The sequence below is a fragment of the Pseudomonas sp. UBA1879 genome (assembly GCF_002338065.1).
GTDB lineage: Bacteria > Pseudomonadota > Gammaproteobacteria > Pseudomonadales > Pseudomonadaceae > Aquipseudomonas.
On sequence record NZ_DDHJ01000024.1, the window covers coordinates 1 to 13,608 of the forward strand.

Genomic DNA, 13,608 nt, shown 5'->3' on the forward strand with positions numbered 1-13,608 from the left:
AAGAACTACTTCTACCCGGACCTGCCGAAGGGCTATCAGATCAGCCAGATGGAGCTGCCGATCGTTGGCAAAGGGCATCTGGACATCACCCTGGAAGACGGCACCATCAAGCGCATCGGCGTGACCCGCGCGCACTTGGAAGAAGATGCGGGCAAGAGCCTGCACGAAGACTTCAGCGGCATGACCGGTATCGACCTCAACCGTGCGGGCACCCCGCTGCTGGAGATCGTTTCCGAACCGGACATGCGTTCGGCCAAGGAAGCCGTGGCTTACGTCAAAGCAATGCACGCGCTGGTTCGTTACCTGGGCATCTGCGACGGCAACATGGCCGAAGGTTCGCTGCGCTGCGACTGCAACGTCTCGGTGCGTCCGAAAGGCCAGGTCGAGTTTGGTACCCGCTGCGAGATCAAGAACGTCAACTCGTTCCGCTTCATCGAGAAGGCGATCAACAGCGAGATCCAGCGCCAGATCGATTTGATCGAAGACGGCGGCAAGGTCATCCAGCAGACCCGCCTGTATGACCCGAACACCAATGAAACCCGCGCCATGCGCAGCAAGGAAGAAGCCAACGACTACCGTTACTTCCCTGATCCTGACCTGCTGCCGGTGATCATCGAAGACGCGTTCCTCGAACAGACCCGCGCCACCCTGCCGGAATTGCCGCCGCAGAAGCGCGAGCGCTTCCAGTCGCAGTTCGGCCTGTCGCTGTACGACGCCAGCGTGCTGGCCTCCAGCCGTGAACAAGCGGACTACTTCGAGAAGGTGGTGAGTATCGCCGGTGACGCCAAGCTGGCGGCCAACTGGGTCATGGTCGAGCTGGGTTCGCTGCTGAACAAACAAGGTGTGGAAATCGACGAATCGCCGGTCAGCGCCGAGCAATTGGGCGGCATGCTGCAGCGCATCACCGACAACACCATCTCCGGCAAGATCGCCAAGATGGTCTTCGAGGCGATGGCCAATGGCGAGGGCAGCGCTGACGAAATCATCGAGCAACGCGGCCTGAAGCAAGTCACCGACAGTGGCGCCATCGAGTCGATCCTCGACGACGTACTCACAGCCAACGCTGAACAGGTCGAACAATACCGCGCGGCCGACGAAGCCAAACGCGGCAAGATGTTCGGCTTCTTCGTCGGGCAAGCGATGAAAGCGTCGAAAGGCAAGGCCAACCCGGGGCAGGTCAACGAACTGTTGAAACGCAAGCTGGAAGGCTGAGCACTGCCCGTGTAGGCACGCACTTGCCCGCGAATGCGTGGTGTCAGTCGCTATATGGATGAATGACACACCGATTTCGCGAGCAAGCGCGGTCCAACAGGCATGTGCGCAGTCATGTAGGAGTGAGCTTGCTCGCGAGTGCTTTCTATCGGCAACTTAGAATTGCCAGGAAAACATCCCCTTAAGGAATGAACCCCATGTGGCGGCTCTTCGGCGCGTTTGCGCTGCTCTCCCTGCTGGCCGGTTGCGCCAGCGAAGGCATCATCGATCCACACGGCTACAACGCCAGTGGCGGCGCCTCGTATTACGGTGCGCGCCATCAAGGCAAGCGCACCGCCAGCGGTGAACGCTACGACCAGAATTCCCTGACCGCCGCACACCGCCAATTACCGTTCGGCACCCGCGTGCAGGTCACCAATTTGAACAACGACCGGAAGGTCATCGTCCGCATCAACGACCGTGGGCCGCACACCCGTGGCCGGTTGATCGACCTATCGCGCGCAGCCGCCGAACAATTGGGTATGCTGCGCAGCGGAACCGCCCAAGTGCGGGTGCAAGCCCTCGACGATTAAAGGTGCCCTGAATTCTCGCGCTCTCGACCCTGCCCCTGCCCACGCTGATAGAACTGATCGGTGGCCTGCTGATGATGATCATCGGTGCCGAGCTGTCGGTACGTGCGGCGGTGGCGTTGGCTGCCCTGCTGAAAACCCGCCCCTTGTTCCTCGGCCTTACCGTCGTTGCCCTCGGCAGCAGCGCGCCGCAGATGGCCGTCGGCCTGCAAGCCGCGCTCACTGACAGCACCGACATCGCGATCGGCAGCGTCATCGGCAGCAACATCTTCAATGTTCTGGTGACCCTGGGCCTCTCGGCTTTGATCATCCCGCTACGGGTGGCGCGCCAATTGGTGCGTGTGGACCTACCGTTGATGATTGGCGCCACCGCGCTTGTCGCAGTACTGGCCTGGAATGGCGTGTTGAGCGGCATGGACGGCGTCATTCTATTGATCGCCATGGCCGGGTATCTGGGCGTGGTGGTGCGGCAGTTCGCCCACGGCGCGCGGCATTTCAACCCCACGGAAGCGACAGCGAAGCGCAGGGCCTGGCCAATCCTGGGACGCCTGTCGCTGATGGGCTGTGGCTTGGCGCTGATGATTCTCGGCAGCCATTTGCTGGTGGGCGCGGCGGTCATCGTCGCTCAGGACCTGGGTCTGTCGGAGCGGGTCATCGGTCTGACCGTGATTGCCATCGCGACCTCCCTCCCCGCCTTGACGACCTCACTGATCGCCGCCCTGCGCGGAGAGCGGGACATAGCGGTCGGCAACATCATCGGTAGCAACCTGTTCAACCTGTTGGGCGTATTGGGGCTCACTTCGCTGATTGCCTCGACGCCGCTGTCGATCTCACCCAACGCGCTGGATTTCGACCTGCCTGTGATGCTCGGCGTTGCGGTGCTTTGCCTGCCGCTGTTTTACTCCGGCTACCGCATCACGCGGCTGGAAGGCCTGTTGCTGCTCGGGTTGTACGCGGTGTATGGGCTGCACATCGTCTCGTTCACTACCGGTATGCCGCTGGCCGAACGGCTGGAACGGTTGATGATTGTTTACGCGCTGCCGGTGCTAGGCCTGGGCGTGTTGATCAGCACCGTTCGCGCATGGCGCAGGCAACACTGACAGCCTTCGCTATCGAATTGTGCGAGCCGGCTTGCTGGCGAGTCGGCTCGCAAAGTGGGGGTTCACAACCGGTATTGGCTAAAGCAAAAGGTCAAATCCACCCACCCCACTGCAAAATGAAAATCCCGATGTTCGTCGTCACAGCCGCCGCAAGGGTGGTCATGACGATGATCGACGCGGCGAGTTCATGATTGCCCTCGGCGGCCCGGGCCATGACGAAGCTGGCAGACGCCGTGGGTGCGCCGAAGTACAGAAAAAGAATCCCCAGCTCGGTATGGCGAAACCCCAGCAGCCACGCGCCAAAGGTACACACCAACGGCAGCCAGACCATTTTCATCAGGCTTGCGCTGACCGCCAGCCCGCCACTTTCACGCAACGACTTCAACGACAACGTGCCACCAATGCACATCAAGGCCAGCGGCAGGGTCATCTGCGCCAGGTAGCTGCCGGAGGTGTCGAGCCATTTCGGCAGGCCGACGCCGAAATAGGCGAAAGGCGTTGCGGCAATGATGCTGATGATCAGCGGGTTGGCGAAGACGCTTTTGCAGATGCTCCAAGGGTCGGATTTGATCACCGGGCTGTAGACCGCCAGCACGACGGTCGACAGCGTGTTGTAGAACAGGATCACCAACGCGGCGAGAATCGCGCCGAGGGAAATCCCGTAATCGCCATACATACTGGCCGCCAGCGCGAGGCCGATAACGCCGTTGTTGCCACGAAACGCCCCTTGCACGTAAATGCCGCGCTCGATGAAGGGCACGCGGTAGATCGCCCAGCCCCAGACCAGCGCAAAACCCACCAAGGTGGCGACGATGAAGTAGATCAGCACGCCCGGTTGCAGCGCCGCGTGCAGGTCGGCGTGGATGATGCCGAGGAATAACAAGGCCGGCATGGTGCAGTTGAACACCAGCGAGGAAGCGGTGTGGATGAAACTATCGTTGATCCAGCCGACGCGTTTGAGAACCACGCCTAGAAACAACATGGCGAAGACCGGAGCGGTGATGTTCAGGGTTTCTAAAAAAATGGCCAGCATGCACGTCGCGCCCTGAACTGTCGTTAGGGGGCTAATGATAGGCGAAGGGCGAAGTAAGTGTTACCGGGAATTGCGTGGAGATCGTACAACTGCCATAGGTGCGAGGTTCTTGATGCACTGTCTGACACCGCGGAACCTGTGGGAACCGGCTTGCTTCGGGCCCCCGATCGGACGACAGCGGCGTGTCAGAGAGGTAGACGTTGGCTGACCCACCCGATTCGCCAGCAAGCCGGCTCCCACAGGTTGTACGGCGTTTCACATCAAGCTGGATCCGCAGGCGCCAGCTTCTTCTCGAACACCGCGACCCCGTCCAGATCCCGCAGCGTCACGGTCATCTCGCCGCTTTGCCCTTCAATGTTCACCTCGCCAAAAAATTGAAACCCGGCGAAGGGCGAGGTGTTCTGCGCGGGTGGGGCTTTCTGGAACACCAGCTCCGGGCCGAAGGTCTTGTCCAGCGCGTTAGGACCAAAGCTGCCGGCATTCAACGGCCCGGCGACAAACTCCCAGAACGGGTCGAAATCCTGAAACACCGCCTGATCGGGGTGATAGTGATGAGCCGCGCAGCAATGCACATCAGCGGTCAGCCACACCATGTTGCGCACCTTCTGCCGGCGCAGAAAACCCAGCAGTTCGGCGACTTCCAGCTCACGGCCTTTTGGCGCGCCGTCATCAGTGTTGGCGATGGCTTCCCAGCGCATCAGCCCGGGGCTGATCTCGCCATCCGGCACGCCCAGGCTGATCGGCATGTCCGCGGCGATGACCTTCCACTGGGCATTCGAAGCCTGTAATTCGCGCTTGAGCCAGTCCAGCTGCGGGCGCCCGAGAAACGCCGTGGTTGGCCCCGGTGTCTCGGCCAGGTTGGCGTCGTTGCCGTCGCGGTAGCTGCGCATATCGAGCACAAACACGTCGAGCATCGGCCCATAACTGAGCTTGCGGTACACGCGCCCGCCGTTGTCGGCGTTCTGCAAACGCATCGGTGCGTATTCGAGAAACGCCTGACGCCCCCGCGCGGCCAACAGCTGGATGTCTTTGACCTTGTAGCGCTCGTCCAGCTGTTTGCTGGGCGACCAGTTGTTGCTGACTTCGTGATCGTCCCACTGCCAGATCTGCGGCACTTCGGCATTGAAGCGGCGCAGGTTTTCGTCCATCAGGTTGTAGCGGTAGGCGCCGCGATACTCGTCGAGGGTTTCAGCGACCTTGCTCTTCTCTTCGGTGGTGATGTTGCGCCAGATGCGCCCGCCTTCCGTGACCACCTCGGCAGGCACCGGGCCGTCGGCGTAGATCGTGTCACCGCTGTGAATGAAGAAGTCCGGCAGACGCAGGCGCATGGCTTCGTAGATGCGCATGCCACCGATATCAGGGTTGATGCCGAAGCCCTGTCCCACAGTGTCGCCGCTCCAGACGAAACGAATGTCGCGACGGCTCTGCGGCACACTGCGCAGATGGCCAAACCACGGCTCGCTGGCGACACCGGTTTGCGCATCTTCAAAAAACACCCGGTAGAAAATGGCTTGATCGGTGGGCAGCCCGGTCAGCTCGACCCGCGCCGTGAAGTCGGTACGTTGATCAGCCAGCAGTGAGACGGCGCGACGGGGGTTGGTGAACATGCTGCGGGTGTCCCATTCGACGACCATGCGCGAAGGGCGATCGCTGCGACTCCAGACCATGGCGCGGTCGCCGAGCAGATCACCGGATTGCACGCCATCGGTCATCTTCGGCCGATCCTTGACCGACGCGATGACCGCCGGGGCCAACCCCGGCAGGAGCAGACCGGCGCCAGCGGCTTGAATGATGCGACGGCGGGTCAGGTCGAACTGAGTCATGTCTGTTCCTCAAGCGAATGCCAAAGAGAGGAACGTAACAATGGAATGTTGGGGGTTTGTGACAGCGTCAGATTTGTACAGAGCACCTGTAGGAGTGAGCTTGCTCGCGATGGCGGGGTGTCAGTCGCCAGTGACGGCACAGACAGAAGGCTATCGCGAGCAAGCTCACTCCTACAGACCATTCGGCGGCTGCTGAATCAAGCGCCAGCAGGCACCGCATCCAGCTCGACGACTTCAGGGCGCTTCAACACCGCATACAGCACGCCTGTCACCACGCTGCCCACGACGATCGCCAGCAGGTACAGCAACGCATGGTTGATCGCGTTCGGAATCAGCAGCACGAACAAACCGCCATGGGGCGCCATGAGCTTGCAGCCGAAGAACATCGACAACGCCCCCGTCAGCGCGCCGCCGACGATGCTGGCCGGGATCACCCGCAGCGGGTCTTTGGCGGCAAACGGAATCGCGCCTTCCGAGATGAAGCACAGTCCCAGCACGAAGGCCGCCTTGCCGGCTTCACGCTCGCTTTGCGCGAATTTGTGGCGGGCGATGAAGCTGGCGATGCCCATGCCGATCGGTGGGACCATGCCAGCGGCCATGGTCGCGGCCATCGGTGCGTAGCTCTGAGACGCCAGCAGCCCTACTGAGAACGCATACGACGCTTTGTTGATCGGCCCCCCGAGGTCGACGCACATCATTGCACCCAGTAACACGCCCAACAGAATCGCGTTGGTGGTGCCCATGCTGTCGAGGAAATGGGTCAACCCTTCCAGCATGCCCGCCACCGGTTTGCCGACCACGTAAATCATGACCAGCCCGGTCACCAGACTGGCCAACAGCGGAATGATCAGAATCGGCTTCAAGGCCTCGACGCTGGCAGGCAGCTTGGCGTAGCGATTGATCGCCGCAGCGGCGTAGCCGGCAATGAAGCCTGCGATGATGCCGCCGATGAACCCCGCGCCCAGCGTGCTGGCCAGCAGCCCGCCGATCATCCCCGGGGCCAGGCCTGGCCGATCGGCGATGGAATAGGCGATATACCCCGCAAGCAGCGGCACCATCAGTTTGAACGCCGCGTCGCCGCCGATCTGCATCAGGGCCGCCGCCAGCGTGCCCGGCTCTTTGAACGCGGTGATGCCAAACACGAACGACAGGGCGATGAGCAACCCGCCCGCCACCACCATCGGTAGCATGAACGACACGCCCGTCAGCAAGTGTTTGTAGACACCGGTTTTCTCTTTCTTTGCAGAGGCCTTGGACGTGACGGCCGACGACTCGACCTCGCCTTCTGCCAGCGCTTTACCAAGGGTGGCCTCAGGTTGCTTGAGCGCGATGCCGGTGCCGCAGCGGTAGATCCGTTTGCCTGCAAAACGCTCGGTGGCGACTTCGATGTCCGCTGCGAGCAACACCACGTCGGCGTCGGCAATCGCCTGAGCGCTGAGGGGATTGCGCGCACCCACCGAGCCCTGGGTCTCCACTTGCAGCTCGTAGCCAAGTTTTTTCGCGGCCTGCTGAATGGCCTCGGCGGCCATGAACGTGTGGGCAACCCCGGTCGGGCAAGCCGTCACCGCCACCAACTTCGGAATTTTGCTCAGGCTGGCAGCAGCGGCAGGTGCCGCGCCTTCGCTGGGCACATGCACCGTCGCCAGTTCGTGGGCGGAATGCAGGAAAGCATCCGTGTCCTGCAACGCGCGGGAAGGCGTCGATTGATACAGACGCTTGCCTGCGAAGCGGCTCAGGTCCAGCGGGCCGGTGTTGACCACCAACACCCAGTCAGCGCTTTGGATATCGTCGGAAGACAGTTGTTTTTCAGGGTGACGCGGGTCGTGCACTTCGACGCAGGTCGTCCAGCCTTTACGCTGCGCAGCGGCATCGAGCAGGCGGGCACTAAGGACGCTGCTGATTTTGCCGTTCGGGCAGGCCGTGACAATGGCTAACTTCATCACTCTTCCTCTTTTCTTGTTCTGTCGAGGCTATTGTCCATGGCGCGCACGTTGACGCCGCCTTCCAGCCGCTTGAGTTGCCCGACGTCCGTGATGCCAAAACCGATCTGAGTCACTGCCATCGCCGCAATTGCAGTGGCTGTTCGCAAGACGCGCTCGGGGGCATGGTGGCTCAATAGGCCGTGAATCATGCCTGCCAGCAGCGAATCTCCCGCCCCTACCGTGCTGGCGACCGTGACTTTCGGTGGTAATGCCTGCAACGCCACGTCGGTGCTGAACCAATGCACGCCTTCCGAGCCTTGGGAAATCACCACGTGTTCGATACCACGCTGATGCAGGGCCGCCGCAGCCTGTGCCTGCGCAGCGATGGAAATGATCGGCGCGTCCAGCGCGTCGGCCAGCTCTTCGGTGTTGGGCTTGATCAGCCACGGCGATGCGTCCAGCCCGGCGCGCAAGGCCTCGCCGCTGGTGTCCAGCGCGACCTTCAGCCCCTTCGCGTTGAGCATCAGCAGCAGCGCCTTCAACCACTGCGCATCGACGCCCCGTGGCAGGCTCCCCGCAACCACTACCGCGTCGAAAGTGCTGGCAATCTGTTCGACACGGGCGGCCAACGCCTGTTGTGCCTGCGCGCTGACTTCAGGCCCGGGCCCGTTCAGGTCAGTGATGCGGCCGCTGCTCTCGGCAAGTTTGATATTGCTGCGGGTCTCGCCTTGCACGCGCACGAACTCGTCGACGAAGCCACGTTTGGCGAACAGCGATTCGAACGGCAGTTGATTATCAACGCCGAGAAAACCTGCCACGGTCAGCGTATGCCCCAAATCCGCCAGCACCTGCGCCACGTTGAGACCCTTGCCAGCCGCGTGGGTCAGCATGCATTCGCTGCGGTTGACCTGGCCGACCTGCAACGGCCCCAGCTGCACGGTCAGGTCGAGCGCCGGGTTCATGGTCAATGTCAAAATCTTCGCCATTACAGCCCCTCCACGAGGGCACGCACTTCAGCGGCGCTACCGACCGCCAACGCGCGCTGCGCGAGGTGTCGGGCGCCGGTCACATTCAATTCACGGACGCAGGCTTTGACTTCGCCGACACTGCGCGCCGCGACACTCAATTCATCCACCCCCAACCCGACCAGCACCGGCACGGCCAATGGATCGGCTGCCAGCTCGCCGCACACCCCGACCCATTTGCCATGGGCGTGAGCCGCGCGAACGGTGATGTCGATCAGTTGCAGCACCGCTGGGTGCAGACCGTCAGCCTGGGCCGACAGGGTCGGATGGCCACGGTCGATGGCCAGGGTGTATTGCGTCAGGTCGTTGGTGCCGATACTGAAGAAGTCCACTTCCCGCGCCAGCACCGGCGCCAGCAAGGCGGCCGATGGCACTTCGATCATGATCCCCAGTTGCAAGTCGGCCACCGGGATCTCCCGCCGCAGGCGTTCCGTCATGTCCCGTGCTTGATGCCATTCTTCGACCGTACCGACCATCGGGAACATGATCCGCAACGCGCGGTTGTCTGCGGCCCTCAACAAGGCGCGCAGCTGACTTTCCATCACGTCAGGACGTTGCAGGGTCAGGCGAATGCCGCGCACCCCAAGGAAGGGGTTTTCTTCCTTGTCGATTGGCCAATACGACAGCGGCTTGTCGCCACCCACATCGAGGGTGCGCACGACCAAAGGACGCCCGTTGAGATCGTCCAGCACGCGGCGGTATTCGGCTTCCTGGGTCGCTTCGTCCGGCGCTGAGCTGTGGGCCATGAACAGCAATTCGGTACGCAGCAGGCCAATGCCTTCGGCCCCCTGCTCCACCGCAGCGGGCGTGCCGGCGCTGTCGCCGATGTTGGCGAAGACTTCGACGGCGTGGCCGTCTTGGGTGATCGCCGGCTCCATGCGCAACGCCGCCGCAGCTTTCAAACGTGCTTCGCGGGTGTCGCGATCAAGCAATGCCCGTTGAAGCGTCGCTTCAACGGGCGCGACGTCGAGACGCCCGCGCTGACCATCGATCAGCAGAACCGTGCCGGACTTGATCAACAGCACGGCGTCTCCGGCACCCACCAGCGCCGGAATGCCCAAAGCGCGCGCGACAATGGCGCTGTGGGCCGTGGCGCCGCCGCGCGCGGTGAGAATCCCGGCGACGCGGGCGGGATCAAGCCGCGCTACATCGGATGGGCCGACTTCGTCCATCACCAGAATGTAAGGTTCAAGCGGCTCGACCCGATCGTCGACGCCACACAGTTGCGCTAACACACGACGCCCTACATCACGCAAATCCGCTGCTCGCTCGGCGAGCAACGCGTCCTTGAGTTGTTCCTGTTGCAGCGCGGCGGCCTCGACCACTTGGTTCCAGGCCGCAGCGGCACTTTCACCCCTGTTGAGCCGCACAACGACCTCGTCCACCAACGCCGGGTCGTCGAGCATCTCCTGATGGGTAATGAAAATTTCGCGAATGGCCTTGGCGGCGCTGCGTTGGATCAACGCTTCAATGTCGGCGCGCACGTGCGCCAATGCCGCCTGCAGCCGCGCCTGTTCGGCGTGGAAGGACTCACCCCGTAGCGGGTAATCGAATACCGGCAATTCGTGCACATGGGCCGGGCCGGTGGCGATGCCGGGCGCGGCTGGCACGGCCTGAAGCTGCGAACCTGCGGTGGGTGCGTCCAGGCGTTTCTCGACCCCTGCGGCGATCGAGGGAACCGCGGAATCAGTCGGCAGCGGCTCGACCTCTTCGCCAAGCCCCTCGCGCACGGCCGCGACCAGCGTGGGTAAGGCATCACTGGCAATTGCGGGCTCGGCGATGAACTCCAACACTTGCCCTCGACGCACGCCGAGGCTCAGCAGTTTGCTCAGGCTTTTGACCGAGACAGGGTTTTCGGCGCTGTCGACAACACGCACACGCACCTCACCCTCGAAGCTTTTGGCCAGTTGCGCGAGGATCTTCGCCGGGCGCGCGTGCAGCCCGTGGGCATTGGCCAGTGGGACACGCTCGCTCGGCCAGTCGGGGGGAACGTCACCGCCCAACGCTTGCAGTACGGCACGACTGCTGGTCGCCTGGCCCAACTCCTGACCGCGCCCCTCGATCAACAGCGCACACAACCTTTCGAGCAACGCCTGGTGAGATTCGCCCAGGCTGGCGAGGCAGAACAGACCGTTCAACGGCTGGCCCAAATGGCGCATGGCCTTGTCGGGCGTCACAAACGCCAGCCCCGGTTTGTTGACCATTTGCTCGCTGTGCAGCCACCAGAGGCCGTCACCCAACGGCAGTGGCTCGACTTGTTGCAATACGGCGGCGAAACCGTTGTTCACGCATTCGGCGCGGCGCAGCAGTCGCGCACCGCGCCAAACCAGCTCCTCGAAATCATCGACCGACGCCCCCAGGCTGATCATTTGGGCATCCAGCGCCAGTTCCTGCGGAGCGCCTTGCAGCAGCTTGAGCAGCGCTTCGGGGGTTTTCGCCTGACGCAGCGCTTCGCCCAGATCGGTTTCACCCAGGGCACGGGTCAGCAACTGAAGCAGACGCAAATGCTCGTCGGATTTGGCAGCGATGCCGATGGCCAGATACACGGTCTGCCCATCGCCCCAATCCACGCCTTCCGGAAACTGCATCAAGCGCACTCCCGTGGCGTACACCTGATCGCGGGTCTGCGGCGTGCCATGGGGAATCGCGATGCCCTGCCCGAGAAAGGTCGAGCCTTGCTGTTCCCGAGCTTGCAACCCTTGCAGATAGCCGGGCGCCACCAGGCCGTCGGCGACTAGCAGATCGGCGAGCAATTGCAGCGCGGCGGCCTTGTCCACAGCCGTCTGGCCCATGGAAATTTGCCCAACGGTCAGTTCGAGCATCGCGTTCTCCTGTGATTCTTGTTGTAAGACTGACTGACAGAGATTGAGGAGCTCGTATCGTCAGACCAGCGATTTTGCGCAATTAATGGCATAAAAGGGCTTGCTGAATCGTTTAACCTAAGTTGCCCGGCACGTTACTCGATATCTTCGGCCGTTTGAAGCGCATCCTGCCGACTGGCGCGCAGCGCATTCTGAAACCTAAACGATAATGCTCTGCTGTAATCATGCTGATGAATCGGTGAAAATCCGAAGCATTCCGTCCGTGCCAAAGAATAAGAGGAAGGTCCGCTTGAAACTCAGTGATATTGCGCGTCTGGCCGGCGTCTCCGTCACCACCGCCAGCTACGTGATCAACGGCAAGGCCGAGCAGCAGCGCATCAGCAACGCGACCGTGGAGCGTGTGCGCGCGGTGGTCGAGGCCCATGGCTTTCGCCCCAATCCCCAAGCCGCCGGCCTGCGTAGCCGCCATACCCGCACCTTGGGTTTCATTCTGCCGGACCTGGAAAACCCCAGTTACGCCCGGATTGCCAAGCAGCTCGAACAAGGCGCCCGCGCCCGCGGCTATCAACTGCTGATCGCCAGTTCCGACGACGATCCCATCAGCGAATTGCAGTTGTTGCAGTTGTTTCGCGCTCGTCGCTGCGACGCGCTGTTCGTCGCCAGTTGCCTCCCGGCCAGTGACGACAGTTACCGCGACCTGCAACAACACGGCATTCACGTCATCGCCATCGACCGCGAAATGGACCCCGCGCATTTCTGCTCGGTGGTCAGCGATGACCATGACGCCAGCCAGCAATTGACGCGCAGCCTGCTGGAAACCCACCCCCAGCACATTGCGCTCATCGGCGCACGGCCAGAGTTGAGCGTCAGTAAAGCCCGTGCCAGCGGCTTCGAAGATGCCTTGGAGGGGTTCAAAGGCGCTGTGATCATCGAGCATGGCGAAGCGTTCAGTCGTGACTGCGGTCTGCAGATCGCGGGCGACATGCTGGATCGTCTCGGCTATTTCCCCGATGCCCTGATCACGACCTCCTATGTCCTGCTGCAAGGGGTGTTCGACCTGCTGCACGCGCGGCGCCTGAATCCGGATCAACTGCACCTCGGCACCTTCGGCGACACCCAACTGCTCGACTTCCTGCCACTGCCGGTCAATGCCATGGCCCAGCAGCATCAGTTGATCGCGGAAAAAGCGCTCGCCCTGGCGTTGTCGGCGGTGGAGCAGGATCGCTACGAGCCCGGTGTCCACGCCATTGTTCGTACCTTCAAGCAGCGTATTCACGGGGCCTGAGCGTGCGACTGATCGACACCCATACGCATCTGGACTTCGATGATTTCGACGCCGATCGGGCGGCCGTCCTCAGCCGCTGTCGAACGCTGCAAGTAGACCGCATGGTGGTGTTAGGGGTCTATCAGCGCAATCTGCAACGGGTGTGGGATCTTGCGCTGAACGAGCCCTCCGTTTACGCCGCGCTGGGGCTGCATCCCGTCTATGTGGATGAGCATCGTCCCGAGCATCTCCAGGCGTTGCGCGACCGCCTGGCCGAATTGGCTGGCCATCCCAAGCTCTGCGCGGTGGGCGAAATCGGGCTGGACTACTACGTCGAGTCGCTGGATCGAGAACGGCAGAAAGCCGTGTTCGACAGCCAGCTACAGATGGCGGTCGACTTCAACCTCCCGGCCCTGCTCCACGTCCGTCGCAGCCACGCCGACACCCTTGCCACGCTCAAACGGTTCAAGCTCAAACGCAGCGGCATCGTTCATGCCTTCGCCGGCAGCCGGGAAGAAGCGAAGGAGTACATCAAACTTGGCTTCAAGCTTGGCCTCGGCGGCGCCGCGACCTGGCCCCAAGCCCTGCGCATGCACCGGGTGATCGCCGAACTGCCGCTGGACAGCGTCGTGCTGGAGACTGACTCGCCGGACATGGCCCCTGCGATGTACCCCGGTCAGCGCAACAGTCCCGAGCATTTGCCGGATATTTGCCTGGCACTCGCCAGGCTGATGAACATCTCGCCCAACGACCTGGCAAACGCCAGCACTGAGAACGCTTGCAGGGTGTTCGGTTGGGAATACCCCCCAGCCCTCCCCTAGCCGATTTCATTTTGTAA

General features: G+C 62.2%; 10 protein-coding genes. 5 read left to right on the forward strand and 5 right to left on the reverse strand.

Annotation, left to right across the window (positions count from 1 at the left end):
* From gatB to B3N48_RS25225, 3 genes are all read left to right on the forward strand, one after another.
* The coding region (gene gatB / locus B3N48_RS25215) for an Asp-tRNA(Asn)/Glu-tRNA(Gln) amidotransferase subunit GatB (RefSeq protein WP_296188344.1) at positions 1-1,212 on the forward strand (1,212 nt) is incomplete at its 5' end.
* Positions 1,213-1,409: 197 nt separating this feature from the next.
* Complete coding sequence (locus tag B3N48_RS25220; protein ID WP_296188347.1) at positions 1,410-1,784, forward strand: septal ring lytic transglycosylase RlpA family protein; 375 nt, start codon at positions 1,410-1,412, stop codon at positions 1,782-1,784.
* A gap of 44 nt (positions 1,785-1,828) precedes the next feature.
* Entirely contained in the window at positions 1,829-2,881 is a 1,053-nt protein-coding gene (locus B3N48_RS25225; protein WP_296188537.1) for a calcium/sodium antiporter, read from the forward strand.
* A gap of 91 nt (positions 2,882-2,972) precedes the next feature.
* On the opposite strand, the gene B3N48_RS25230 is transcribed toward B3N48_RS25225, so the two are convergent.
* From B3N48_RS25230 to ptsP, 5 genes are all read right to left on the reverse strand, one after another.
* Positions 2,973-3,914: an AEC family transporter gene (locus B3N48_RS25230; RefSeq protein ID WP_296188349.1), complete on the reverse strand. Its 942-nt coding sequence runs from the start codon at positions 3,912-3,914 to the stop codon at positions 2,973-2,975.
* 260 nt (positions 3,915-4,174) lie between these two features.
* Positions 4,175-5,737 carry an alkaline phosphatase D family protein gene (locus B3N48_RS25235; protein ID WP_296188352.1) on the reverse strand — a complete coding sequence of 521 codons (1,563 nt, stop codon included), beginning with the start codon at positions 5,735-5,737 and terminating at the stop codon, positions 4,175-4,177.
* Positions 5,738-5,934: 197 nt separating this feature from the next.
* Positions 5,935-7,677, reverse strand: a complete 1,743-nt coding sequence (locus tag B3N48_RS25240) for a PTS fructose-like transporter subunit IIB (RefSeq protein WP_296188353.1) — start codon at positions 7,675-7,677, stop codon at positions 5,935-5,937.
* Positions 7,677-8,645 carry a 1-phosphofructokinase gene (gene pfkB, locus B3N48_RS25245; protein WP_296188355.1) on the reverse strand — a complete coding sequence of 323 codons (969 nt, stop codon included), beginning with the start codon at positions 8,643-8,645 and terminating at the stop codon, positions 7,677-7,679. The genes B3N48_RS25240 and pfkB overlap by 1 nt, the downstream gene beginning before the upstream one ends.
* The gene (ptsP, locus tag B3N48_RS25250) at positions 8,645-11,506 is read right to left on the reverse strand and encodes a phosphoenolpyruvate--protein phosphotransferase (RefSeq protein WP_296188357.1); all 2,862 of its coding nucleotides are present in this window, start codon (positions 11,504-11,506) and stop codon (positions 8,645-8,647) included. The genes pfkB and ptsP overlap by 1 nt, the downstream gene beginning before the upstream one ends.
* Before the next feature lie 289 nt (positions 11,507-11,795).
* On the opposite strand from ptsP, the gene cra reads away from it, so the two are divergent.
* Positions 11,796-12,791, forward strand: a complete 996-nt coding sequence (cra, locus tag B3N48_RS25255) for a catabolite repressor/activator (RefSeq protein ID WP_296188360.1) — start codon at positions 11,796-11,798, stop codon at positions 12,789-12,791.
* Positions 12,788-13,591: a TatD family hydrolase gene (locus B3N48_RS25260; RefSeq protein ID WP_296188539.1), complete on the forward strand. Its 804-nt coding sequence runs from the start codon at positions 12,788-12,790 to the stop codon at positions 13,589-13,591. The genes cra and B3N48_RS25260 overlap by 4 nt, the downstream gene beginning before the upstream one ends.
* The last annotated feature ends 17 nt before the right edge of the window (positions 13,592-13,608 follow it).